At 57.5% G+C, this 23,195-nt stretch carries 19 protein-coding genes and 1 pseudogene; 13 read left to right on the forward strand and 7 right to left on the reverse strand.

Features of this window, described 5'->3' with window-relative positions:
- Positions 1–202: 202 nt before the first annotated feature.
- The 3 genes from KDX30_RS12175 to KDX30_RS12185 form a co-directional block, all read right to left on the reverse strand.
- Entirely contained in the window at positions 203–3,013 is a 2,811-nt protein-coding gene (locus tag KDX30_RS12175) for an FAD-binding and (Fe-S)-binding domain-containing protein (protein WP_231675961.1), read from the reverse strand.
- Positions 3,014–3,103: 90 nt separating this feature from the next.
- Entirely contained in the window at positions 3,104–4,249 is a 1,146-nt protein-coding gene (lldD, locus tag KDX30_RS12180; RefSeq protein WP_231675966.1) for an FMN-dependent L-lactate dehydrogenase LldD, read from the reverse strand.
- A 63-nt stretch (positions 4,250–4,312) separates the two neighbouring features.
- Complete coding sequence (locus KDX30_RS12185; RefSeq protein WP_231675968.1) at positions 4,313–6,004, reverse strand: lactate permease LctP family transporter; 1,692 nt, start codon at positions 6,002–6,004, stop codon at positions 4,313–4,315.
- Positions 6,005–6,411: 407 nt separating this feature from the next.
- Between KDX30_RS12185 and KDX30_RS12190 the strand changes: the two genes are divergently transcribed.
- Complete coding sequence (locus KDX30_RS12190; protein WP_027901439.1) at positions 6,412–7,179, forward strand: GntR family transcriptional regulator; 768 nt, start codon at positions 6,412–6,414, stop codon at positions 7,177–7,179.
- A 406-nt stretch (positions 7,180–7,585) separates the two neighbouring features.
- A pseudogene (locus tag KDX30_RS12195) lies at positions 7,586–7,672 on the forward strand (GntR family transcriptional regulator); the annotation flags it as partial.
- A 144-nt stretch (positions 7,673–7,816) separates the two neighbouring features.
- Here the strand turns inward: KDX30_RS12195 and smpB are convergent.
- On the reverse strand, positions 7,817–8,299 hold the full coding sequence (gene smpB, locus KDX30_RS12200) for an SsrA-binding protein SmpB (RefSeq protein WP_027901440.1): 483 nt from the start codon (positions 8,297–8,299) through the stop codon (positions 7,817–7,819).
- Between the two features lie 328 nt (positions 8,300–8,627).
- On the opposite strand from smpB, the gene KDX30_RS12205 reads away from it, so the two are divergent.
- Positions 8,628–9,062: a type II toxin-antitoxin system RatA family toxin gene (locus KDX30_RS12205; protein ID WP_027901441.1), complete on the forward strand. Its 435-nt coding sequence runs from the start codon at positions 8,628–8,630 to the stop codon at positions 9,060–9,062.
- Entirely contained in the window at positions 9,055–9,366 is a 312-nt protein-coding gene (locus KDX30_RS12210; protein WP_231675969.1) for an RnfH family protein, read from the forward strand. The genes KDX30_RS12205 and KDX30_RS12210 overlap by 8 nt, the downstream gene beginning before the upstream one ends.
- Positions 9,367–9,439: 73 nt before the next feature.
- On the opposite strand, the gene KDX30_RS12215 is transcribed toward KDX30_RS12210, so the two are convergent.
- The gene (locus tag KDX30_RS12215; protein ID WP_231675970.1) at positions 9,440–9,949 is read right to left on the reverse strand and encodes an outer membrane protein assembly factor BamE; all 510 of its coding nucleotides are present in this window, start codon (positions 9,947–9,949) and stop codon (positions 9,440–9,442) included.
- A gap of 98 nt (positions 9,950–10,047) precedes the next feature.
- Here KDX30_RS12215 and fur point away from each other — a divergent pair, with 98 nt between their 5' ends.
- Positions 10,048–10,455, forward strand: a complete 408-nt coding sequence (fur, locus tag KDX30_RS12220) for a ferric iron uptake transcriptional regulator (protein WP_002555142.1) — start codon at positions 10,048–10,050, stop codon at positions 10,453–10,455.
- A gap of 252 nt (positions 10,456–10,707) precedes the next feature.
- Here fur and recN read toward each other — a convergent pair whose 3' ends face one another.
- A complete protein-coding gene (recN, locus tag KDX30_RS12225; protein ID WP_099268121.1) occupies positions 10,708–12,381 on the reverse strand; it encodes a DNA repair protein RecN in 1,674 nt (557 codons plus the stop codon).
- Positions 12,382–12,654: 273 nt separating this feature from the next.
- Here recN and grpE point away from each other — a divergent pair, with 273 nt between their 5' ends.
- The 5 genes from grpE to carA all read left to right on the forward strand — a co-directional run bounded on the left by grpE (position 12,655) and on the right by carA (position 18,937).
- A complete protein-coding gene (gene grpE, locus KDX30_RS12230) occupies positions 12,655–13,218 on the forward strand; it encodes a nucleotide exchange factor GrpE (protein ID WP_027900309.1) in 564 nt (187 codons plus the stop codon).
- A gap of 103 nt (positions 13,219–13,321) precedes the next feature.
- On the forward strand, positions 13,322–15,241 hold the full coding sequence (gene dnaK / locus KDX30_RS12235; RefSeq protein ID WP_027900310.1) for a molecular chaperone DnaK: 1,920 nt from the start codon (positions 13,322–13,324) through the stop codon (positions 15,239–15,241).
- Positions 15,242–15,565: 324 nt separating this feature from the next.
- Positions 15,566–16,705: a molecular chaperone DnaJ gene (dnaJ, locus tag KDX30_RS12240; protein WP_027900311.1), complete on the forward strand. Its 1,140-nt coding sequence runs from the start codon at positions 15,566–15,568 to the stop codon at positions 16,703–16,705.
- Positions 16,706–16,717: 12 nt separating this feature from the next.
- A complete protein-coding gene (gene dapB / locus KDX30_RS12245) occupies positions 16,718–17,521 on the forward strand; it encodes a 4-hydroxy-tetrahydrodipicolinate reductase (protein ID WP_231675971.1) in 804 nt (267 codons plus the stop codon).
- A gap of 279 nt (positions 17,522–17,800) precedes the next feature.
- Entirely contained in the window at positions 17,801–18,937 is a 1,137-nt protein-coding gene (gene carA, locus KDX30_RS12250; RefSeq protein ID WP_099268119.1) for a glutamine-hydrolyzing carbamoyl-phosphate synthase small subunit, read from the forward strand.
- Here carA and KDX30_RS12255 read toward each other — a convergent pair.
- The gene (locus KDX30_RS12255; RefSeq protein WP_161628587.1) at positions 18,934–19,089 is read right to left on the reverse strand and encodes a hypothetical protein; all 156 of its coding nucleotides are present in this window, start codon (positions 19,087–19,089) and stop codon (positions 18,934–18,936) included. The two genes, carA and KDX30_RS12255, sit on opposite strands and share 4 nt — an antisense overlap.
- Between KDX30_RS12255 and carB the strand changes: the two genes are divergently transcribed.
- Genes carB through KDX30_RS12270 form a run of 3 tightly spaced genes read left to right on the forward strand, consistent with a single transcriptional unit; the run spans position 19,070 to position 23,185 of the window.
- Positions 19,070–22,291: a carbamoyl-phosphate synthase large subunit gene (carB, locus tag KDX30_RS12260; protein ID WP_122705479.1), complete on the forward strand. Its 3,222-nt coding sequence runs from the start codon at positions 19,070–19,072 to the stop codon at positions 22,289–22,291. The genes KDX30_RS12255 and carB overlap by 20 nt on opposite strands.
- Positions 22,288–22,764, forward strand: coding sequence for a transcription elongation factor GreA (greA, locus tag KDX30_RS12265; protein WP_099268117.1), 477 nt, complete (start codon positions 22,288–22,290; stop codon positions 22,762–22,764). The genes carB and greA overlap by 4 nt, the downstream gene beginning before the upstream one ends.
- Positions 22,742–23,185: an MFS transporter gene (locus tag KDX30_RS12270; protein ID WP_231675972.1), complete on the forward strand. Its 444-nt coding sequence runs from the start codon at positions 22,742–22,744 to the stop codon at positions 23,183–23,185. The genes greA and KDX30_RS12270 overlap by 23 nt, the downstream gene beginning before the upstream one ends.
- Positions 23,186–23,195 lie beyond the last annotated feature (10 nt).

Below are 23,195 nucleotides of genomic sequence, written 5' to 3' on the forward strand. Positions count from 1 at the left end.
TCTCCTTATTAGCCTGTGGACTCGGTATGGCCGATGAGGCCCGTCGCCGAGGTCTTTGAGTAAGCCCTGCTCAGATTGGCGGGCTTACTAGACTGACTGTGCGCAAACGCAGGGGTTCTATTTAATTTACAGTCTCATGTGAAAAAGCCATATTTCGCTATATAGGCACCAAAATGGGGCGATTGCCGCCGCTGTGTTGTGATCAGCCGATTTTCGGCTGTGTGACGCAATCTACCAGATAGACCAGCCCGTGGTAGTCGATCCCGCCATGTTGCGACAGGCCAATCTCGCAGGTGCGGCTGGTGGAGATGCCTTCATTGCAGTGCTGGACGGCGTCTTTAAGGGTGCGCAGTGAGTGGGCGTTCAGCTCTGGGGTGGTGAAGCCTTTATCCCCCGCAAAGCCGCAGCAATGAATGCCTTCCGGGATGACCACGTTCATGCTGCACAGGCGCGCCAGCTCAATCAGTGCCTGGCTTTCGCCCAGATGCTGGGTGCTGCAGGTGACGTGTACGGCGATGGGTTCTTGCTGGGGGGTGAAGGTCAGTTTGTCGAGCAGATGCGTGCGGATGAAACGCACGGGATCGTATAGGTCCAGGCGTGTGTCTTTGAGGTTTTCCATCAGGCGCAAGGTGCACGGGCTGGTGTCGCAGTAGATCGGGTCGAGCCCGCCGCGACTGGCTTTGCTCAGTGCAGCGAGCAGTTGCTGGCGCTTGTCGTCGGCCTGTTCTTTGTAACCTTTTGACGCAAAAGGCTGACCGCAGCACAGGTTGTCCTGATTTTCTGGGAACACCACTTGGTAGCCGGCTTTTTCCAGCAGGCCACGGGTTTTATCCATCAGTGACATTTGCTCTTTGTCCCCGGCAGCAGGGCCCATGACCCGCGACACGCAGGCGGCGAGATAGACCACGCGTGGGCGTTTGTCCTCGATGGGCGGGCTGAAGCGAATCGCTTGTTCGGGCTGCGGCATGGCGGGGGACCACTGGGGCACGCGCCCGGCGGAGGCTTTGCTGAGCGCGGCGGATATTTTTGCCAGGCGTGGCGCGCCCAGCAGCATGCGTGCGCCATTGGCGGCGTGCAGGGTGAAGCGCGCACCTTGCAGCATGGTTTTGAAGTGATTAGCCATCCAGCCTGCGGCTTGTGTGTGACTGGCTTCCTGGCTGCGCAGCTTTTTGATCAGTTCGCCGGTATTGATGCCGACGGGGCAGCGTTGCGCACACAGGCCGGTGGCGGCGCAGGTTTCGATGCCTTGATAGTGGTAGGCCTTTTCCAGCTCGTCGGTGTTGATGCCTGCACGTTTCCGCTTCTGAATGTCGCGCCAGATGACGATGCGTTGCCGTGGGCTGAGGGTCAGGCCTTTGGAAGGGCAGACCGGTTCGCAGAAACCACACTCGATGCATTTGTCGACGATTTCATCGGCGGCTGGCAGTGGTTTCAGGTGCTTGAGGTGGATCTGCGGATCGGTGCTCAACACCACGTCCGGGTTGAGAATGCCGTTGGGGTCAAGCAGCCGTTTGAGTTGCCACATCAGTTGATAGGCGTCGTGGCCCCATTCCAGTTCGACGAAGGGCGCCATGTTGCGCCCGGTGCCGTGTTCGGCTTTGAGCGAGCCGCCAAATTCAACGGCCACGAGTTGCGCGACGTCTTCCATGAACGCCTGATAGCGGGCGACTTCTTCAGGGTTGTTGAAGCCCTGGGTGAAGACGAAGTGCAGGTTACCTTCCAGCGCGTGGCCGAACAGGATGGCTTCGTCGTAGTGGTGTTTGTCGAACAGCGCGATGAGGCGCCGCACGCCGATGGCCAGTTGCTCGACGGGGAAGGTGACGTCTTCGATGATCACCGTGGTGCCGGTCTGGCGGACTGCGCCGACGGCGGGAAAGGTGTCTTTGCGAATGGCCCACAGACGAGCGTTTTCCAGCGGGTCTTCGGTGAAGTCGACTTGTTTCTCCACTGGAAAAGATGTCAGCGAGGCCATGATCTGCGCCAGTTGTTCATGCAGTAAAGGGCGCGAGGCGGCGCGGGCTTCGATCAACAGCGCGCAGGCATTTGCCGACAGTTCACGTACGAAAGCGGGCATGCCGGGTTTGTCCTGCACCGAGCGTATGCTGCGTCGGTCGAGTAATTCCACGGCGGCCACGGGCTGGCTTTTCAGGACGGTGACGGCGTTGCAGCAGGTTTCTACGTCCGGGAAGACGATCAATGCTGAGGCTTTGTTGGGATGGTCGATGACGGTGTCGTAGGTCACCGCACTTATAAAACCCAGCGTGCCCTCGGACCCGACCAATAGGTGGCTGAGGATATCCAGCGGCTCATCGAAATCCACCAGGGCGTTGAGTGACAGGCCTGTAGTATTTTTCAGGCGGTATTTGTGGCGAATCTTTGCGGCCAGGTCGGTGTTGGCGCGGGTTCCACGGCCCAGTCTGGCCAGTTCTTCCAGCAAGTCGGCATGGCTGACACGAAAGGCCGCAACGCTGTTCGGGTCTTCTGTGTCGATCAGTGTGCCGTCGGCCAATACCACGCGGATCCCTGCGAGGGTGTGGTAAGTATTTTGCGCCGTGCCGCAGCACATGCCGCTGGCGTTGTTGGCGACGATGCCGCCGATTTTGCAGGCGTTGATTGAGGCCGGGTCCGGGCCGATCTTGCGGCCATAGGGTGCGAGCCAGGCGTTGGCTTGCGCACCGATAACGCCCGGTTGCAGGCGGATTTGCGTGCCGTGCTCGCGCACTTCACGGTCGTTCCAGTTGTCGCCCAATACCAACAGCACCGAGTCGCTGATGGCCTGGCCGGAGAGGCTGGTGCCTGCGGCGCGAAAGGTCACCGGGACTTTTTCGCGCTGGGCCAGTTTGAGTAAGGCGATGACTTCGTCTTCTGATTCAACGCGGATCACAAGCTTGGGAATCAGCCGGTAAAAACTCGCGTCGGTGCCGAAGGCCAATGTTGAAAGCGGATCGTCGAAGCGGCGATTGGCGGGGATCAAGCGGTTGGCTTCGGTCAGGAAGGAGGCAGGGAGGCTCATGCGGTCTTCCTCAGGCAGTCAGGGGCTCAGGTTTTAAGGATTAGCGACGTCGCGGCATCTGGCGTGCCGCGTACGTTTTGATGCATGAGCTCAGACGCCCAATTCACGGACAAGGGAATCCCGGGAAATCTCGCTTATGGATTTGGCCCCGGTCAGCACCATGGATACGCGCATCTCTTTTTCGAACAGGTCGAGCAGGTTCTTCACGCCAGCCTCGCCGTGGGTGGCCAGGGCGTAAATGAACGCGCGGCCGATCAGTACGGCGTCGGCACCGAGGGCGATCATGCGCACTACGTCCAGCCCGCTGCGGATACCGGAATCAGCGAGGATCTTGAGATCGCCTTTTACGGCGTCGGCGATGGCGGGCAGGGCGCGAGCGCTGGACAGAACGCCGTCGAGCTGGCGGCCGCCGTGGTTGGACACAATGATGCCGTCAGCGCCGAATTTCACGGCGTCGCGGGCGTCTTCCGGGTCCAGAATGCCCTTGATCAGCATGGGGCCGTCCCAGGTGTCGCGGATCCACTCTAGATCCTTCCAGGAAATGGACGGATCGAAGTTGTTGCCCAGCCAGCCAATATAGTCGGCAAGGCCGGTCGGGTTACCACGGTAGGTCGAGATGTTGCCCAGGTCGTGGGGGCGGCCGTTGACGCCGACGTCCCACGCCCATTGAGGATGGGTCATGGCTTGCAGCACGCGGCGCATCGGGCCGTTCGCGCCGCTCATGCCGTGATGGGCGTCACGGTAGCGCGCGCCCGGGACCGGCATGTCCACGGTGAACACCAGCGTTTTGACCCCGGCGGCTTTGGCGCGCTCCAGGGCGTTGCGCATGAAGCCGCGGTCCTTGAGCACGTAGAGCTGAAACCAGATGGGGCGGTCGATGGCGGGAGCGACTTCTTCAATCGGGCAGACCGACACGGTGGACAAGGTGAACGGGATACCTTTGCTGGCGGCCGCGCGCGCTGCCTGTACTTCGCCTCGGCGGGCGTACATGCCGCACAACCCGATGGGCGCCAAGGCCATGGGCATGCTCATGGTTTCGCCAAACAGCGAGGTTTCCAGATTCAGTTCGGACATGTTTTTCAGGACGCGCTGGCGCAAGGCAATGCTGGCAAGGTCCGAGACGTTGTGGCGCAAGGTGTGCTCGGCGTAAGCGCCGCCGTCAGCGTAGTGAAACAGGAACGGCGGCAGCTTGCGTTGCGCGGCTGCGCGATAGTCAGTGGAGGCGGAAATAATCATGGGCTCTCACAACTTGAGTAAGTGGGCAGCCGGGCGCGCTGAGTGCGCCCGGCGCTTGTTTCATCAGTGCACCAGCATGCCGGTGAACCAGTACGCCTGGGCGTAGGTCATGCAGCCGATGATGGTGGCGAAGAAAATGCTGTGCTTGAGGGTGAAACGGAACAGGTCGGATTCCTTGCCCACCAGCCCGGTTGCGGCGCAGGCAACGGCAATGGACTGCGGGGAAATCATCTTGCCCGTCACGCCACCGGTAGAGTTGGCCGCAACCATCAGCACATCACTGACGCCCACCTGATGCGCGGTTGTCGCTTGCAATGAGCCAAACAACGCGTTGGACGAGGTGTCCGAGCCGGTCAGAAATACGCCCAGCCAACCCAGGAATGGCGAGAAGAACGGGAAGGCTGCGCCGGTGCCCGCCAGTACCAACGCCAGCGTCGAGGACATGCCCGAGTAGTTCATGACGAAGGCAAAGGCCAGCACCATGCCGATGGACACGATGGCCCAGCGCAGTTCTTTCAGGGTTTCTTTGAACGTAGTCAGACCGGTGCTCGGCGTGATCCGCAACACGATCATTGCGAGGATGGCGGAGAACAGAATCGCCGTACCCGACGCTGCGATCAGGTCGAACTTGTACACCGCAGGCATGGCAGTCGCGGTGGCAACGATAGGCGCGGTTTTCATCACCAGTTGGTCGAGGTACGGAATAGGGATGTTCATCGTCCACGCCTGCATGGCGCCACCGGCCAGAAACATTGCCTTGAAGGGCTTCAGCGTCCAGATGGTGACCATCACGGTGAGGATCAGAAACGGCGACCAGGCCTTGAAGATTTGGCCCATGGTGTAGGGCGATTTAACCGAGGAGCGCGGTTGATTGAAACTGCCAGGGTTGCCCATGACTGCTGCGCCGCCGGAGCTGCTGACGACGGTCTCACCCGATTTTTTGGGCTGCCAGACTTTAAGGAAAAAGGTCAGTGCGACCATGCTCACCAGTGCCGAAGTGATGTCCGGCAGTTCCGGGCCAATGTAGTTGGAGGTCAGGTATTGGGTAATCCCGAAGCTCAGGCCTGCGACCAGTGCGGCGGGCCAGGTTTCTTTGACGCCTTTGGCGCCGTCCATCATGAACATCAGCCAGAACGGCACAAACACCGACAGGAACGGTAATTGCCGACCCGCCATGGCGCCAATCTTGAACGGGTCGAGGCCTGAAACCTGACCCGCCACGATTACCGGAATCCCCAAGGCTCCGAACGCGACCGGCGCGGTGTTGGCGATCAGGCACAGGCCTGCCGCATACAGCGGGTTCAGACCGAGGCCGACGAGCAAGGCGGCGGTGATTGCCACCGGTGCACCGAAGCCTGCCGCACCTTCCAGAAAGGCCCCAAAACAGAACGCGATCAACAGCACTTGCAGGCGCTGGTCATCGGTAATGGACATGACCGAGCTGCGGATGATCTCGAACTGTCCGCTTTTGACGGTCAGTTTGTAGAGGAATACCGCAGCCACGATGATCCATGCGATGGGCCACAGCCCGTACGCAAACCCATATCCAGCGGCCGCGAGCGCCATGCCGGCCGGCATTTGGAACGCAAAGATCGCGACCAGCACCGATAGCGCCAGCGTAATGCTGCCAGCGATGTGCCCTTTGAGCCTGAAGACGGCCAATGCCAGAAAGAAAAACACGATGGGTATGAGTGCAGCGGCGGCCGATAGGCCAAGACTGCCCAAGGGTGTGTAGAGCTGTTGCCAGGTTTGCATATGGGAGGCCCCTAATTGTTTTTGGATAGGCCCGGTATTCCGTGTCTTACGTGCGAGGCTTCGGTCTTACGCCCTGAGTGGCGGACGTCTTGCCGATGCTGACGAACGAATCGCACAGCTCACCAGTTCAAGCCTTTCTTCATCCCGAAAGGTTCTTGCAGCGCAGTAGAGAGTAGCTGCTGACGCTGGCATTGGATAATTGGTAATACCAATTTACAATGTCTGGTCGCTAGCGTAGAAGCGTTGCTATTGATGTGTCAATTTGCGGTGGTGCGACTTTCGTAGGAGACCCTGTGAAATGCGCTGCTGATCCGGCTTTTCAGCCGGCATCTGGCGGGTGCTTGAAGGGCGGCAATGAGCCAGAATACGCGGGCCCGACAATATGATCGGGGAGTGGAGTGAAAGTGATGGGCTTTGATCAGGTGCGTCAGCGCCGTTTGTCCGACGATATTGTCGAGCAGCTTGAACGAATGATTCTTGAGGGCACGTTGAAATCGGGCGGTCGTCTGCCTGCCGAGCGTTTGCTTGCCGAGCAATTTGGTGTTTCCCGGCCCTCCCTGCGCGAAGCGATTCAGAAACTGACCGCCAAGGGCTTGTTGATGAGCCGTCAGGGCGGCGGCAATTATGTGGTGGAAAACATTGGTTCGACCTTTAGTGATCCGCTGCTGCATCTGCTGGAAAGCAGCCCGGATGCGCAGCGCGACTTGCTGGAGTTTCGTCATACGCTTGAGGCGTCCTGCGCTTATTACGCGGCCATGCGTGCGACGGATGTGGATCGCGAGCGTTTGCGGTTAGCGTTCGACACGTTGCAGGATTGTTATGGGCGCGAGGGGGAGGTCAGTCGAGCGGAGGAGGGCGCGGCGGATGCCAGCTTTCACATGGCCATTGCTGAAGCCAGTCATAACGCCATTTTGCTGCACACCATCCGCGGGCTATTCGATCTGCTCAAGCGCAACGTGGTGACTAATATTGGCGGGATGTACAAACAGCGCAGCGAAACCCGCGACATGCTGATCAGTCAGCACCGGGAGTTATACACAGCGATTATCGAAGGACGCGCGGACGATGCCCGTGATATTTCCAGTCGCCATTTGCTGTATGTGCAAGAAGTCCTGGAAGAGGTGCGGCAGCAGGCGCAGCGCACGGCTCGGGCTGAGCGGCGTAACGGGATGTGATTTGGCGCTAAACCTGTGGGAGCGAATTCATTCGCGAAAGCGTGTGTACAGCCGATGAAGGTTTATCGACTGTACTGGCCTCTTCGCGAATGAATTCGCTCCCACTGAGATTTACGCTTAATTAATCATCCTTGCCCTTGGTCCGCACGGCACGCCAATCCATTTGCTGTATGTGCAGGAAGTGCGACAGCGGGCGCAGCGCACGGCTCGGGCTGAGCGGCGTAATAGAATGTGATTTCGGCTAAACCAGTACGGTGCTAAACCTGTGGGAGCGAATTCATTCGCGAAAGCGTACGTCCAGCCGATGAAGGTTTATCGACTGTACTGGCCTCTTCGCGAATGAATTCGCTCCCACGGGGATTTACGCTTAATCATCTTTACCCTTGGTCCGCACGGCACGCCAATCCATTTGCTGTATGTGCAGGAAGTGCTGGAGGAAGTGCGACAGCGGGCGCAGCGCACGGCTCGGGCTGAGCGGCGTAACGGGATGTGAGTTGACGCTAAACCGGTGGGAGCGAATTCATTCGCGAAAGCGTGTGTACAGCCGATGAAGGTTTATCGACTGTACTGGCCTCTTCGCGAATGAATTCGCTCCTACCGTTCAAGCCGGCAGGGCAGGAGGAATCAGGCGCTAAGCCTAATCATCCTTACCCTTGGTCCGCACGGCACGTTGCAGCTCGCGATCGGAATCACGTTCACGCTCGGTATGGCGCTTGTCGTATTCCTTTTTACCTTTGCCCAGAGCGATTTCGCACTTGATCAAGTGCTGCTTCCAGTAAAGGGAAAGAGCCACGCAGGCATAGCCTTTCTGCTGTACAGACGACGTCAGCTTTTCAAGCTCGCGCTGGTTCAGCAGCAGTTTACGGGTGCGTGTCGGGTCAGCGATGACGTGCGTGCTGGCAGTCGTCAACGGCGAAATGTGGCTACCCATCAGCCAGGCCTCACCGTCTTTTAGCAGCACGTAACTGTCGACCAGCTGTACCTTGTTGGCACGCAGACTTTTTACTTCCCAACCAGCCAGGACCAGACCGGCCTCGAACTTGTGTTCGATGAAGTAATCGTGACGCGCCTTTTTATTTTGCGCGATGGTCCCTGTAGGGTGTTTCTTGAGCTTAGCCATAGGCGACGCATTATAGGGACTCGCTTCAAAGTCGGCTATGGGAAGCTGCACGCTTGAGCACGATGATTTAATCCCGGACAATGCGCCTGCTTCTACCCAGTATTTCTGGCCCTGAAGCAAAGGTGACTAATATTTCATTCGAACCGATGCTGGCTCGCCAGGTCGATTTGTTCATCACGCTGTTCACCACGGTGACGTGTGTTTGCAGTATCCGCAGGTTGGGTGACGAGCCTTGGCGCTCCTTGCTTTGACGTTTTTTTGATGCGCTATGTGGCGCCGTTCGGCATTCTTGTAGTATCTGCCGCGCAGCTTTGGAATTGACGCTGACATGACTACGCATATTCAACGTTCCGCTCTTTTGCCCTATCCGGCCAAGGATCTCTATGACCTGGTCAATGATGTGGAGCGCTATTCGGAATTCTTGCCCTGGTGCTCTGCCTCCAAGGTGCTTGAGGCGAGCGAGGAGCACATGCGTGCCAGCCTGGAGATCGCTAAAGGCGGCCTGAGCCAGCATTTTGTTACGAAAAACACGCTGGTGCCGGGGCAGTCCATCGTGATGGATCTGGTCGAAGGGCCATTCGAGCAGTTGCATGGCGTCTGGACGTTCAAGGCGCTGGGCGAGAAAGCCTGCAAGATCAGCCTCGATCTTTCCTTCGATTACGCTGGCCCTATCGTGCGTGCCACCCTTGGGCCTTTGTTCAATCAGGCGGCTAATACGTTGGTGGATGCGTTCTGCCAGCGAGCGAAAGAGTTGCATGTCTGAGGCGATCATCACGATTGAGGTGATGCACGCCGGTGTAGATCGACAGCTTTTGCAGGCTGTCGAGGTCCCGGCAGGTTCAACTGTTCAACAGGCATTGCTGCTCTCAGGCGTTCGTAACGAATTTCCCGAAATGGATCTGGCGAATTGCCCGGTGGGGATCTTCGGTAAGGTTGTAAGCCGCGAGCGTGCTCTTGAGCAGGGCGACCGAATTGAGATCTATCGTCCGCTGCTGGCTGATCCGAAAGAAGTTCGGCGCTTGCGAGCTGCTAAAGCAGCCAAGGCTCGGCAGGCGAGTGAGCGCTAGGCCCACTGCTTTAACGAATCACAGACAGCAAAAAGCCCGGCATGCCGGGCTTTTTTGTGCCTGCGGTAATTGCTTACTGCGGCGAGGTGTCCAGTGGTTCCTGAGTCGGAACAGGGACTGTCTCGACTTTGTCGACGTCCTTCTGGATCTGATCAAGCAGCGAACCTGGCTTGGCCGGTTCTTCTTTCGGCTGCTCTGGCGTGGCTGTGGAATTACCGTCTTTGCCGAGAATGGCTTCGTCGCGGCTCACGCCAGGCATGAAGTCACCCGACAGACTGACCAATTGGTCGTTGCCGTTGAAGATCAGCGACACACGCTCTTGCTGACGTTCACCGCCACCAGGCTGCAAGCTGTACAGGTAATCCCAGCGATCGGCATGGAAAGTGTCGGTCAGCAGAGGGTTGCCCATGATAAACCGTACTTGCCGTCGGGTCATTCCCGGCCTTAACTGGTCTATCATGTCCTGCGTGACGACATTGCCTTGCTGGATGTCGATTTTGTAAACCCCGGGGAATGAACAACCGGCGAGTGCGAGCAGTCCCACAAGGGTGAAACTGGTTAGCAGGAGCTTGGTGTTTTGCATCGGTGGGCGACTTCCACTATCTTGGCTGGGACAACGTAAACCCCGATCATACCTGCATTAAGAGAAGCTGCGAAGCAGCGTCTGCGAGAAAGCTGACCATGGTTGAAAATAGCGAACTACGAAAAGCCGGACTTAAAGTGACCCTGCCACGGGTCAAAATACTACAGATGCTCGATTCCGCCGAGCAGCGCCACATGAGTGCCGAGGATGTTTACAAGGCACTGATGGAAGCTAGCGAGGACGTCGGACTGGCCACGGTTTACCGTGTCCTGACCCAATTCGAAGCTGCCGGATTAGTGGTTCGCCACAATTTCGACGGTGGACATGCGGTGTTCGAACTGGCTGACGGCGGCCACCACGACCATATGGTCAACGTGGAATCCGGAGAAGTGATCGAATTCTTCGACGAAGAAATCGAAAAGCTTCAGAAGGCGATTGTCGAGCGGCACGGTTTCGATTTGGTGGATCACAATTTGGTGCTGTACGTGCGCAATAAAAAGGCTTAAATCTTTTTTGACGCAACAGCAAAGGCGACCCTAGGGTCGCCTTTGTGCGTTTTTGGATGTGAGAAGGTGTTAGGGGCCTAAATCTGTGTGCGAATTCATTCGCGAAGACGGCATTCCTTCCGACGCAAAATGTGGCGAATGTACCGGCCCATTCGCGAATGAATTCGCACGGGATAACCATTTCCCGCAGCTCGCAGTGACCTTTGAGACCGAATTATTCGGGAGTTTGGTCCTGTACTGAAGCGATAGCCATCAGCTCTTCGCGGTCACCACCATTTTCTTCGCATGGGCCAGAGACTCTTTCGTCAGGTCGATCCCGCCCAGCATCCTTGCGACTTCTTCTATACGTTCGTTCTTGCTCAGTTTTGAAACAGCGGTGCGCGTGGCTTCGCTGTCGCGGACCTTGTGAACAAACAGATGCTGATGCCCCTGCGCGGCGACTTGTGGCAAGTGCGTCACGGTCATGACCTGACCGCGATCACCCAGGCGACGCAATAGCTGGCCAACGATCTCGGCCGTTGGGCCGCCGATCCCGACATCCACTTCGTCGAATACCAGCGTCGGGACTCGAGATGTCTGCGCGGTGATCACCTGAATGGCCAGACTGATCCGGGATAGCTCGCCGCCCGAAGCCACTTTTGCCAATGCTTTCAACGGCTGCCCAGGGTTGGCGCTGACCAGCAATTCAACCTGCTCAAGGCCGTTGGGCAGCAATTCTTTTTCAGGGTTGGCCTTCAGCTCGATGCTGAATCGCCCGCCCGGCATGCCGAGGCGCTGGATTTCATGCTCCACGGCAGCTGCCAGTTCCGGCGCTGCGCGATGGCGCAGGTCGCTCAGTTCCCGGGCCTTTTCCTTATAGTGACGGGCGAACGACGACAATTCATTTTCCAGTCGCTCGATTGCTTCGTCGTTGGCATTCAGTGTTTCGATTTCGTCCAGTAGCTTCTGTTGGAGCGTCGCGACTTCAGTCGGCTGGATGCGATGCTTGCGTGCCAGTGTGTAGATCGCGTCCAGACGTTCTTCAAGGTGCTGCAGGCGCGCAGGATCGGCGTCGAAATGATCCAGGAAGCGATTGAGCTCACCAACGGCTTCTTCTACCTGAATCTGTGCACTGGACAGCAGATTGGTCGCTTCGCTCAAGGCGGTCGGCGAATCATTGACGCTGCCCAGGCGATGCAGGCTGGCAGTCAAGGCATTCAACACATTGCCAGAATCGTTTTCGCTGCATTGCTCGACAACCTGACGGCAAATGCTCAGCAGACTTTCGGCATTGGTCAGGGTTTTCTGTTCTTGCTCGAGTTGCTCCAGTTCGTTTTCGCCCAGGCTGAGGCTTTCCAGCTCTTCAAGCTGATAGCTCAGCAACTGATGACGTGCACGTTGCTCGTCGCCGGAGTTAGAGAGCCTGTCCAGTTCCTGGCGGGTCTGGCGCCAGCGTTGGGCAGCCAGTTGTACCTGGCGAGCCAGATCAGTCGCGCCCGCGTATTCGTCCAGCAGGCGTCGATGGGTGTCGGTCTTGAGCAGAGACTGATGCTCGTGCTGGCTGTGAATATCGATCAGCAGTTCGCCCAGTGCCTTCAAGTCACCCTGGGGGCAGGGCGTGCCATTGATGTAGGAGCGCGAGCGTCCCTCGGCCGTAATAACCCGGCGCAGGATGCACGGACCGTCATTGTCCAGGTCGCGCTCCTTGAGCCAGGCCTGTGCTTCAGGAATGTCGATCAGGTCGAACGTCGCGAGAATGTCTGCCTTATCTGCGCCGGGGCGAACCACGCCGCTGTCGGCTCTGTCGCCCAGAGTCAGGCCAAGGGCATCGAGCATGATCGATTTGCCTGCCCCGGTCTCACCGGTGATTACGCTCATGCCACGGTCCAGCTCGAGATCGAGGTGTTCAACGATGGCGTAGTTATGTACGGAAAGGTGCACCAGCATGGAGTGGCTCCCAGGCGATAAGTCTGGTTATTTATACAGTGTTTTATTTGTCGATGACAATGCCCGGATTTAGCTCGATTCGTTCGGCGATACGCTTTTTTTAGTCCATTTGGCGATTTGTTCAAGTGCGATAAGGACTTGGCTTTGGCCGGAAGGTTTGTGAGGACTTTTGTCGATTCGCTGAAATCTGCTCTTGAAGCTGAAAATTCCGCTCCCATATAGGTGGGCAGAAGCGCGATTTGAGCTCGCGGACGTACTTGAAAGGAGAAATCTATGGCTGACGAACAGAATCTGGATGCGCAGACCCAGGACCAGGCTGCCGAAGCAGTCTCCGGTGAAGAATTGGTAACCCGCGTGCAAGTGCTCGAAGAGCAACTGGCCGCGGCTCAGGACCAGTCCCTGCGTGTGGCTGCGGATTTGCAGAATGTCCGCCGCCGTGCAGAACAGGATGTAGAAAAAGCTCACAAGTTTGCGCTTGAGAAGTTTGCGAGTGACTTGTTGCCGATCGTGGACAGCCTTGAGCGTGGTCTGGACTTGTCCAATCCGGACGATGAAAGCATTCGTCCAATGCGCGAAGGTATCGAGCTGACGCTGAAAATGTTTAGCGACACACTCAAGCGTTACCACCTCGAAGCGATTGATCCCCATGGCCAGCCATTCAATGCCGAGCATCATCAGGCAATGGCCATGCAGGAAAGCGCCGATGTTGAACCAAATAGTGTTTTGAAAGTGTTCCAGAAGGGCTACCAGCTCAATGGTCGTCTGCTGCGCCCGGCTATGGTCGTGGTCAGCAAGGCACCATCGCCTGTTCAGCCATCAATTGATGAGCAGGCTTGAAATCAGCTGTCTGGCCCCCATTTATAGGCCAAGCGTTTAAGAGCTACCGCAATTTGTAAACGCAGTTGCGGCAACCAAATTCAAAATTTCGGGAGATTCACAGATGGGCAGAATTATCGGTATTGACCTGGGGACCACCAACTCTTGCGTCTCCATTCTGGAAAACGGCAGCGTCAAGGTTCTGGAGAACGCCGAAGGCGCTCGTACCACGCCTTCGATCATTGCTTATGCCAACGATGGCGAAATCCTCGTCGGTCAGTCGGCCAAGCGTCAGGCTGTGACCAATCCGCACAACACGCTGTACGCGGTAAAGCGTCTGATCGGTCGTAAGTTCGAAGAAGAAGTCGTTCAGAAAGACATTCAGATGGTCCCTTACAAAATCGCCAAAGCTGACAATGGCGATGCGTGGGTTGAAGTCAACGGCAAGAAAATGTCGCCTCCTCAGATTTCTGCTGAAATCCTGAAGAAGATGAAGAAAACCGCTGAAGACTATCTGGGCGAAGCAGTGACCGAGGCGGTGATCACCGTTCCGGCTTACTTCAACGACAGTCAGCGTCAGGCGACCAAAGACGCCGGTCGTATTGCCGGTCTGGACGTAAAACGTATCATCAACGAACCGACCGCAGCCGCTCTGGCTTACGGTATGGACAAAGCGAAGGGCGACCACACTGTCATCGTTTATGACCTGGGTGGCGGTACTTTCGACGTTTCGGTCATCGAAATTGCTGAAGTTGATGGCGAGCACCAGTTTGAAGTTCTGGCAACCAACGGCGACACGTTCCTGGGTGGTGAAGACTTCGACATTCGTCTGATCGACTACCTCGTTGACGAATTCAAGAAAGAAAGCGGCATGAACCTCAAGGGTGACCCGCTGGCCATGCAGCGTCTGAAAGAAGCCGCTGAGAAAGCCAAAATCGAGCTGTCTTCGAGCAATTCGACCGACGTTAACCTGCCGTACATCACTGCAGACGCGACCGGTCCAAAGCACTTGAACGTGAAAATCTCGCGCGCCAAGCTGGAATCGCTGGTTGAAGACCTGGTTCAGCGCACCATCGAGCCTTGCCGTATCGCGTTGAAAGACTCCGGTATCGACATCAGCGCAATCAACGACGTGATTCTGGTCGGTGGCCAGACTCGTATGCCGTTGGTGCAGCAGAAAGTTACCGAGTTCTTCGGCAAAGAAGCTCGTAAAGATGTTAACCCGGACGAAGCAGTTGCCATGGGTGCCGCTATTCAGGGCGCAGTATTGGCCGGTGATGTTAAAGACGTTCTGCTGCTGGACGTTAGCCCGCTGACCCTGGGTATCGAAACCATGGGCGGCGTGATGACTGCGCTGATCGACAAGAACACCACGATTCCTACCAAGAAATCGCAAGTGTTCTCCACTGCCGACGACAACCAGAACGCCGTGACCATTCACGTGCTGCAAGGTGAGCGTAAGCAGGCTGGTCAGAACAAGTCTCTGGGCAAGTTCGACCTGGCTGAGATTCCACCAGCACCACGTGGCGTTCCACAGATCGAAGTGACCTTCGACATCGACGCCAACGGCATCCTGCACGTAGGCGCCAAAGACAAGGCGACCGGCAAGCAGCAGTCGATCGTGATCAAGGCTAACTCCGGTCTTTCGGACGAAGAAATTCAGCAAATGATTCGTGATGCTGAAGCCAACACTGAAGAAGACCGCAAGTTCGAAGAGCTGGCGACCGCGCGTAACCAGGGCGATGCACTGGTTCACTCGACTCGCAAAATGATCTCCGATGCTGGCGACAAAGTGACCGCTGAAGAAAAAACGGCGATCGAAGCTGCGCTGGTTGCTCTGGAAACCGCTATCAAAGGCGATGACAAAGCTGCCATCGACGCCAAAGTCGAAGAGCTGTCCAAGGTTTCTGCGCCAGTGGCTCAGAAAATGTACGCCGAGCAGGCAGAGCAACCGGAAGCCGGTGCTCAGGCTGCGAAGGAAGACGCCAAGCCTGCTGACGACGTTGTCGATGCAGAGTTTGAAGAAGTTAAAGAAAACAAGTAAGCGCAGGCTCACTTGCAAGCCAGTTGACCGTTTTCGGGCGGTCGCTGGTAGGATGTCGCCGCGCGGGAGCTTGCTCCCGCGTTGGCGTGTCTGGAACAGACGAAATTTTTTCGGCCTGCGGTATTTACCGCAAGCCGGTGTGGCAAGGTCGTCATGCTCCTGCATGCGGCTTGTTCTGCCGCTTTCCCGGTCAGCCTGACCGGTGAAATGAAGACCAGGATCGTTGAATTGACGTGAGTTGGGTCCGGGCCTGTATGGGGCTCAACGAGTTTGGCAAAACTCAGGAGGGTTTTGCCGGACGTCCTCAAGAGTGCGGAAGAATTTATGGCTAAGCGTGACTATTACGAAGTATTGGGGGTGGAGCGAGGCTCCAGCGAGGCAGATCTGAAGAAAGCTTATCGTCGTCTGGCGATGAAGCATCACCCTGATCGCAATCCTGACGATAAAGCGTCGGAAGAACTCTTCAAAGAGGCCAACGAGGCCTACGAAGTTCTGTCGGACGCCAGCAAGCGCGCGGCTTACGACCAGTACGGTCATGCAGGCGTCGACCCAAGCATGGGTGGCGGCGGTTTCGGCGGTGGCGGGGCTGGCGGTGCGAACTTCTCCGACATTTTCGGCGATGTATTCAGCGACTTCTTTGGTGGCGGCCGCGGTGGTGGCGGTGGTCGTGGCGGCGCCCAGCGCGGTAGCGATCTGCGTTACACCCTCGAGCTGAACCTTGAAGAAGCCGTGCGCGGTACCTCGGTGAACATCCGGGTTCCGACGCTGGTCAACTGCAAGCCGTGTGACGGTTCGGGTGCCAAGAAAGGTTCCTCGCCTGTTACCTGCCCAACCTGTGGCGGTATTGGCCAGGTTCGCATGCAGCAAGGTTTCTTCTCGGTGCAGCAGACCTGCCCGCGTTGCCACGGCAACGGCAAGATCATTTCCGATCCTTGCGACTCCTGCCATGGCGAAGGCCGTGTCGAAGAGTACAAGACCCTCGCTGTGAAAGTACCGCCTGGGGTTGATACCGGTGATCGCATTCGTCTTTCCGGCGAAGGTGAAGCAGGTACGCAAGGTGGGCCTACGGGCGACCTGTACGTGGTGATCAACGTGCGCGAGCACGCGATCTTCCAGCGTGACGGCAAGCATCTGTTCTGCGAAGTGCCAATCAGCTTCACTGATGCCGCACTGGGCGGTGAGCTGGAGGTGCCAACGCTGGATGGCCGCGTCAAGCTGAAGATTCCTGAGGGTACCCAGACCGGCAAGCAGTTCCGCTTGCGTGGTAAAGGTGTGGCTCCGGTACGTGGTGGCGGTGCGGGTGACTTGATGTGCCGTGTAGCTGTCGAGACTCCGGTCAATCTGGGCCGTCGTCAGCGTGAACTGCTCGAAGAGTTCCGCTCAACGCTTGAAGGCGATAGCTCTCACTCCCCGAAAGCCACTGGCTGGTTTGACGGTGTGAAGCGTTTCTTCGGCGACTTGTAACGGGAGCAGGACATGCGACGTATTGCTGTGATGGGCGCCGCCGGGCGCATGGGTAAAATTCTGATCGAAGCTGTTCAGCAAGCGCCGGGCGCTGGCCTGACGGCGGCGATCGATCGGCCCGACAGCACGCTGGTCGGTGCTGATGCTGGCGAGCTGGCTGCGCTGGGTCGTATCGGCGTTCCGCTGTCGGGTGATCTGGCCAAAGTGGCTGATGAGTTCGATGTGCTGATCGACTTCACGCACCCTTCGGTGACCCTGAAGAATCTGGCGTTCTGCCGCAAGGCCGGCAAGGCCATGATCATCGGTACCACGGGTTTCACGGCTGAAGAAAAGCAGCGCATCGCTGAGGCGGGGAAAGAGATTCCGATCGTCTTCGCCGCCAATTTCAGCGTTGGCCTGAATCTGTGCCTGAAGTTGCTCGATACCGCTGCCCGCGTGCTGGGTGATGATGTCGACATCGAAATCATCGAGGCGCATCACCGCCACAAGGTCGACGCGCCGTCTGGCACTGCGTTGCGCCTGGGTGAAGTGGTTGCCAATGCGCTGGGGCGTGATCTGGAAAAGGTCGCTGTCTACGGCCGTGAAGGCCAGACCGGTACCCGTGATCGCCAGACCATTGGTTTCGCGACGATTCGTGCGGGTGACGTCGTCGGTGATCACACCGTCCTGTTTGCCTCTGAAGGCGAGCGGGTCGAGATCACGCACAAGGCTTCCAGTCGCATGACGTTTGCCAAGGGCGCAGTCAGGGCTGCCATGTGGCTTGAGGGTCGTGAGGCGGGTCTATACGACATGCAGGACGTGCTCGATCTGCATTGATTGATCGTTACTGATTGATCGCTATAACAGAGGCGCAGCCCTGAAATTCAGGGTTTGCGCCTCTGTTTTATCCTTCCTCGGGAACTTCTGTCGCATTCCCCCGTCTTTTCGCCTCATTGGCGGTAGACCAAAAAAGCCTTTTTCTGTAAGCTACAGCTTTAGTGTGTCCACTAAAAGCGCGCAGATGATTCTATAAGAAAGCGGGGTGACGTAACTACGTCATTCCGCTTTTTTGCAACCTGCGAACGCCCTTTCAGGCTTTACTTACGGGAGGTCTTCTTGACTAAGCCAGCCATACTCGCCCTTGCTGATGGCAGCATTTTTCGCGGCGAAGCCATTGGAGCCGACGGTCAAACCGTTGGCGAGGTAGTGTTTAACACTGCCATGACAGGCTATCAGGAAATCCTTACCGATCCTTCCTATGCCCAGCAAATCGTTACTCTGACTTACCCGCATATCGGTAACACCGGCACCACCCCTGAAGACGCCGAGTCGGATCGCGTCTGGTCTGCTGGCCTGGTGATTCGTGATCTGCCGCTGGTTGCCAGCAACTGGCGCAACAAGATGTCACTGGATGATTACCTGAAAGCCAACAACGTTGTGGCAATCGCAGGGATCGACACCCGTCGCCTGACCCGCATTCTGCGTGAGAAAGGTGCACAGAACGGCTGCATCATGGCCGGTGACAACATTTCCGAAGAAGCGGCCATCGCTGCAGCGCGCGGCTTCCCGGGCCTGAAAGGCATGGACTTGGCGAAAGTCGTCAGCGTCAAGGAATCTTACGAGTGGCGCTCCAGCGTCTGGTCCTTGAAGACCGACAGCTGCCCTGAAATTGCCGCATCTGAATTGCCATACCACGTCGTGGCCTATGACTACGGCGTCAAGGTCAACATCCTGCGTATGCTGGTCGAGCGCGGCTGCCGCGTAACCGTCGTTCCGGCTCAAACGCCTGCCAGTGAAGTGCTTGCCTACAAGCCTGATGGTGTCTTCCTGTCCAACGGCCCTGGCGATCCGGAGCCTTGCGACTACGCCATCCAGGCGATCAAGGAAGTGCTGGAAACCGACATTCCGGTATTCGGTATCTGCCTGGGTCACCAACTGCTGGCGCTGGCGTCCGGTGCCAAGACGGTGAAGATGGGTCACGGCCACCACGGTGCCAACCACCCGGTACAGGACCTGGACACCGGCGTTGTGATGATCACCAGCCAGAACCACGGTTTTGCGGTGGATGAAGCAACACTGCCAGCCAATGTTCGTGCGATCCACAAGTCGCTGTTCGACGGCAGCCTGCAGGGCATCGAGCGTACCGACAAAGACGCGTTCAGCTTCCAGGGGCACCCTGAAGCAAGCCCGGGCCCGGCGGACGTTGCTCCGCTGTTTGATCGCTTCATCGAAACCATGGCCAAGCGACGCTAAACGGTTGCCTTGAGAATGTAACGCGCAGCGCCGGGCTGGACCTGGATGAAACGTCCGGCGAAGACCGCCCGGTGGCTGCAAAGAAGTTCAAGACGGCTTGCCGACTGACCTACGGATTTGAGTGACAAACCCATGCCAAAACGTACAGACATTAAAAGCATCCTGATTCTCGGCGCCGGTCCTATCGTGATCGGTCAGGCCTGTGAATTCGATTACTCCGGCGCCCAGGCCTGTAAAGCCCTGCGCGAAGAGGGTTACCGCGTCATCCTGGTGAACTCCAACCCAGCGACCATCATGACCGACCCGGCGATGGCCGACGCGACCTACATCGAACCGATCAAATGGCAGACCGTTGCCAAGATCATCGAAAAAGAACGTCCAGACGCCGTGCTGCCAACCATGGGTGGTCAAACCGCTCTGAACTGCGCACTGGACCTGGAGCGCGAAGGCGTTCTGGCGAAGTTCGGCGTCGAGATGATCGGTGCAAACGCCGACACCATCGACAAGGCTGAAGACCGTTCGCGTTTCGACAAGGCCATGAAGTCCATCGGTCTGGACTGCCCGCGTTCGGGTATTGCCCACACCATGGAAGAGTCCTACGCGGTACTGGAAAAGCTCGGCTTCCCGTGCATCATCCGTCCTTCGTTCACCATGGGCGGCACCGGTGGCGGTATCGCGTACAACCGTGAAGAGTTCGAAGAAATCTGCACCCGTGGTCTGGACCTGTCGCCAACCAAGGAACTGCTGATCGACGAATCGCTGATCGGCTGGAAAGAATATGAAATGGAAGTTGTCCGCGACAAAAAGGACAACTGCATCATCGTCTGCTCCATCGAAAACTTTGACCCGATGGGCGTTCACACCGGCGACTCGATCACTGTTGCGCCAGCGCAGACGCTGACTGACAAGGAATACCAGATCATGCGTAACGCCTCCTTGGCGGTACTGCGTGAAATCGGCGTTGAAACCGGTGGTTCCAACGTTCAGTTCGGCATCTGCCCGGACACTGGCCGCATGGTTGTGATCGAGATGAACCCGCGTGTATCGCGTTCCTCGGCACTGGCTTCGAAAGCGACCGGTTTCCCGATCGCTCGCGTCGCCGCCAAACTGGCTATCGGTTACACCCTCGACGAGCTGCAAAACGAAATCACCGGCGGCAAGACTCCGGCTTCTTTCGAGCCGTCGATCGACTACGTTGTGACCAAGCTGCCACGCTTTGCCTTCGAGAAGTTCTCCAAGGCTGACGCTCGCCTGACCACGCAAATGAAGTCGGTCGGTGAAGTCATGGCAATCGGCAGGACCTTCCAGGAATCCCTGCAGAAAGCATTGCGCGGTCTGGAAGTGGGTGTCTGCGGTCTTGATCCGAAGCTGGACCTGACCAACCCGGAAAGCATGAGCACCCTCAAGCGTGAGCTGACCGTGCCGGGCGCCGAGCGTATCTGGTACGTGGCTGATGCCTTCCGTGCGGGCATGACGGTCGAAGAAATCTTCGCCATGAACATGATCGATCCGTGGTTCTTGGTGCAGATCGAAGATCTGATCAAGGAAGAAGAGAAGGTCAAGACCCTGGGTCTGTCGGCTATCGACCGCAACCTGATGTTCCGCCTCAAGCGTAAAGGCTTCTCCGATGCGCGTCTGGCCAAGCTGCTGGGTGTGACCGAGAAGAACCTGCGTACTCATCGTCACAAGCTGGAAATATTCCCGGTCTACAAGCGCGTTGACACCTGCGCAGCCGAGTTCGCCACTGACACCGCCTACCTGTACTCGACGTACGAAGAAGAGTGCGAAGCAGCGCCGACCGGTCGCGACAAGATCATGATCCTGGGTGGCGGTCCTAACCGTATCGGCCAGGGTATCGAGTTCGACTACTGCTGTGTGCATGCGGCCCTCGCCCTGCGCGAAGACGGGTACGAGACCATCATGGTCAACTGCAACCCGGAAACCGTATCCACTGACTACGACACTTCTGATCGCCTGTACTTCGAGCCGGTAACCCTGGAAGACGTGCTGGAAATCGTCCGTGTCGAGAAGCCTAAAGGCGTGATCGTGCAGTACGGCGGTCAGACGCCTCTGAAACTGGCTCGCGCTCTGGAAGCGGCCGGTGTGCCAATCATCGGCACCAGCCCTGACGCTATCGACCGTGCTGAAGACCGTGAGCGCTTCCAGCAAATGGTTGAGCGCCTGAACCTCCGCCAGCCGCCTAACGCCACCGTGCGTAGCGAAGACGAAGCGATTCGCGCAGCTGCAAAAATCGGTTATCCGCTGGTTGTTCGTCCGTCCTACGTACTGGGCGGCCGTGCCATGGAAATCGTTTATCAGGAAGACGAACTCAAGCGCTACCTGCGTGAAGCGGTTCAAGTGTCCAATGACAGCCCGGTGCTGCTGGATCACTTCCTGAATTGCGCCATTGAAATGGACGTCGATGCAGTCTGCGACGGTACTGACGTGGTGATCGGCGCGATCATGCAGCACATTGAGCAGGCGGGTGTTCACTCTGGTGACTCGGCTTGCTCCCTGCCTCCGTACTCGCTCCCGGCTCATATCCAGGACGAGATGCGCGAGCAGGTGAAGAAGATGGCGCTGGAGCTGGGCGTAGTTGGCCTGATGAACGTGCAGCTGGCGTTGCAGGGCGAAGACATCTACGTGATCGAAGTGAACCCGCGTGCCTCGCGTACCGTGCCGTTCGTTTCCAAGTGCATCGGTGTTTCCCTGGCAATGATCGCGGCTCGCGTCATGGCTGGCAAAACCCTGAAAGAGCTGAACTTCACCAAAGAAATCATCCCGAACTTCTACAGCGTGAAAGAGGCGGTATTCCCATTCGCCAAATTCCCTGGCGTTGACCCGATCCTCGGCCCAGAGATGAAGTCGACCGGTGAAGTGATGGGCGTAGGTGATACGTTTGGTGAAGCATTCGCCAAAGCCCAGATGGGTGCCAGCGAAGTATTGCCGACTGGCGGCACTGCTTTTATCAGCGTGCGTGACGACGATAAGCCGTTGGTGGCTGGCGTTGCGCGTGATCTGATCAGCCTTGGTTTCGAAATCGTCGCCACTGCCGGTACCGCCAAGCTGATTGAAGCGGCGGGCCTCAAGGTTCGTCGCGTCAACAAGGTGACCGAAGGCCGTCCGCACGTTGTCGACATGATCAAGAATGATGAAGTGACGCTGATCATCAACACGACCGAGGGTCGTCAGTCGATCGCTGATTCCTACTCCATCCGTCGTAATGCCCTGCAGCACAAAATCTACTGCACCACCACGATTGCTGCGGGCGAAGCCATCTGCGAAGCGCTGAAATTCGGTCCGGAAAAGACCGTGCGTCGCTTGCAGGATCTACATGCAGGATTGAAGGCATGATCAAATATCCAATGACTGTCCAGGGCGCGAAAGCCCTGGAAGAAGAACACGCTCACCTGACCAAGGTGGTTCGCCCGAAGCTCAGCCAGGACATTGGTACTGCGCGTGAGCTGGGTGACCTGAAGGAAAACGCTGAGTACCACGCTGCTCGTGAGCAGCAGGGTATGGTTGAAGCGCGGATTCGTGACATTGAAGGCCGGATTCAGAATCAGGTCATCATCGATGTCACAACCATCCCGCACACCGGCAAAGTGATTTTCGGCACCACCGTGGAAATCGCCAACGTCGAGACCGATGAGCGCGTTACTTACCACATCGTGGGTGAGGATGAGGCTGACTTCAAACTCGGCAAGATTTCGGTAGGTTCACCATTGGCCCGCGCCTTGATTGCCAAGGAAGAGGGTGACGTGGTGGCCGTGAAGACACCGGGTGGCATTATTGAGTACGAGATTGTTGAAGTCCGCCACGTTTGAGGCAAGTCGCCCGTTTTCGGCGGGCGCATTGATCTGGCAGCTTGCCCAGACGTTTTGGGTGGGCGGCATGATCTTGCTGCATCTGGCTATGCTGACGGTGCTGGACCAAACCGGTCTGGCGCCGTTGTTGATCAAGGAGCTTGCCGGTCACTCCGGTGCGTTGCTGGTGGGGGTTGCAGCGTCATGTGCAGCCCTGCAGATGGCAGTGTTGCTGGGTGTTGAGCGGTTTGCAGGTATCTGGCGGGATGTGCGCGGACAGTTATTGTTCGTCGCCATACTGTCGGCAGTCAGCTATTTCAGCGTGCGGCTCTGTTTGCCGGGTGCAGTGAGCTGGCAGTTGATGAGTTATCTGGCGTTGGGAGTTTCCGGCTTGCTGCTGGTTTTGCAACCAGCGCCGGGAAGCAACACCAGGGCGCGCTGACGCGGCCTGG

The sequence above is a fragment of the Pseudomonas quasicaspiana genome, from assembly GCF_021147825.1.
In the GTDB taxonomy this organism is placed as follows: Bacteria; Pseudomonadota; Gammaproteobacteria; order Pseudomonadales; family Pseudomonadaceae; genus Aquipseudomonas; species Aquipseudomonas quasicaspiana.